This window comes from Pseudonocardia sp. Ae505_Ps2, from assembly GCF_001932425.1.
Taxonomy (GTDB): Bacteria; Actinomycetota; Actinomycetes; order Mycobacteriales; family Pseudonocardiaceae; genus Pseudonocardia.
Window position 1 is genome coordinate 29037 of the sequence record NZ_MCIP01000004.1, and the last position, 1893, is coordinate 30929.

Consider the following 1893-nt stretch of genomic DNA (forward strand, 5'->3'; position numbering starts at 1 on the left):
GTTACCTGCACGAAGGCATCGACGTCCTCGCCGCGGCCGCACCCGGCCTGCACGGAGCCCTGCTCGCCGCCCGCACAGCCGGGCACACCCACGTGAATCTCGACGGCACCCTGATCGCCACCGACCGGTGCCGCGCGCTCGGCCTCACCCCCGGGGTCGACCTGTGGTGGTCGGGCAAGCACCGCCGCCACGGCGGGAACATCCAGGTCCTCACCGCACCTGATGGATGGCCGCTATGGACCAGCGACGTGCGGCCGGGCCGCGAGCACGACACCCGCTGCGCCCGTACCCACCCCGGGCTGCTCGAGGGCCTGGCCGCGTTCACCGACGACACCCACGCCGCGCTGGGCGACCTCGGCTACGAAGGCGAAGCCGACCGGCTCACCGTGCCCATCAAACTCGCCCCCGGCCGCGGGCAGACGGTCAACCAGCGCACCGTCAACACCCTGCACTCAGCCCTTCGTGCTCTGGCCGAACGCGGAAACGCCCTGCTCAAGACCACCTTCGCCGCGTTGCGGCGAGTCACGCTATGTCCCTGGCGCACCGGCGCGATCACCGCAGCTGCGCTCGTACTACTCCACACCGAGTACGACCGCACGACATGATCAACCCGCTACTGAGAACACCTCAACGAGAGGAGATAGAACAGGAGGTGTACCCCGCCAAGTTGCTGTCACTGCTGTCATAGGCCTGCTGGTCAGGAAAAATGTGTGACAGCAGCCAGTGACAGCGCTCGTAGGCTGCTGTCATCCGTCACGCGCGCGCCGATGTCCACTGGACGTACAGGACGTGCGAAATGTACAATCGGTACATGACTGTCACCCCGGATGCCCCTGACGGCATCGTCGAGCGCAGCGCCACCGACGTTCGCGCCCATTTCTCCGACGTGGTCGGCGCCGCGCAGCACGCCGGGGTTGCCACCGCGATCACCCGGGGTGGTCGCCGTGTCGCAGCGGTCGTCCCGGTCGACGTCCTCGACCTCCTTGACGAGCTGGAAGACCGCGCCCTGTCCCGACTGGCGGCCGAGGTGATCGCAACCGACGACGGCACCCGCCATGCCCTCGGAGACGTCCGCGCCGAGATCCTCGACGACCGAGCCTGACGAGTGACGTCCCACTGGACGGTGGAGCTGACGAGCCACGCCCGGCGCCAGCTCCGCAAACTCGATCGAACCGCAGCGCGACGCATCCTCGACGCCCTCGACCGGCTCGCCCTCGACCCGACCCCCGCGCCCCCTGTCAGCCTCCCCCTCACGGGATACCCCGGAGTGCGCCGGCTCCGAGTCGGTGACCACCGTGTCGTCTACCGCCCCGATGGAGACACCCTCGTGGTCCTGGTCCTGGCCGTCGGACACCGCCGCGAGGTCTACGACCGGCTCTGACCGGACTGAACAGCTCCGCATGTATCGAACAAGCGTTCTACGATGGGCCACGTGTTCGACTTGCGATGCCCGAACGAGCCTGGCTGCTCCGCGGCCACACACAGCCCGGCTCTGCGTGTGCGAGGTGCACGCCGCAGGCCGTGGATGACCTGCGGATCGTTGAGCGACGCCGAGCGCGCCGCGACACGGCCCCTCGGCGCTGCATCTGAGGCCATCCGAGTAGACCCCAAGCGCGCCTGCTGGTCCGTTCGTGCTGAGATACAGAGCAGTAAGGCCGTTGATGCGGATGTCCGTACTATGTGGCCGTGGGCGCGTGCAGGTGCCATGATGGTTGGTACCGTAGGTACGGAGATACGGCGTGAAAGATGGCTCTGAGCAGGCAAAACAGAGGATTATGTACCGCAGGTTCATATATACTATAAAGGTCCGTACCTACGACACACTCGCCGTATCTGCGTAGGTCCGTACCTACGGTCTGGCCGCAGGCCGGGCCGCGTGGGCCGCAGGCCGCG

3 protein-coding genes are annotated in these 1893 nt (G+C 67.4%); all 3 read left to right on the forward strand.

Going from position 1 to position 1893, the window contains the following annotated elements; translation table 11 throughout:
- Positions 1-605 (forward strand): transposase family protein (locus tag Ae505Ps2_RS29545; protein ID WP_212567741.1); only part of this gene is annotated, 605 nt, incomplete at its 5' end.
- A gap of 206 nt (positions 606-811) precedes the next feature.
- Positions 812-1102, forward strand: coding sequence for a type II toxin-antitoxin system Phd/YefM family antitoxin (locus tag Ae505Ps2_RS29550; RefSeq protein ID WP_075312786.1), 291 nt, complete (start codon positions 812-814; stop codon positions 1100-1102).
- Between the two features lie 21 nt (positions 1103-1123).
- On the forward strand, positions 1124-1381 hold the full coding sequence (locus tag Ae505Ps2_RS29555; RefSeq protein WP_212567740.1) for a type II toxin-antitoxin system RelE/ParE family toxin: 258 nt from the start codon (positions 1124-1126) through the stop codon (positions 1379-1381).
- The last annotated feature ends 512 nt before the right edge of the window (positions 1382-1893 follow it).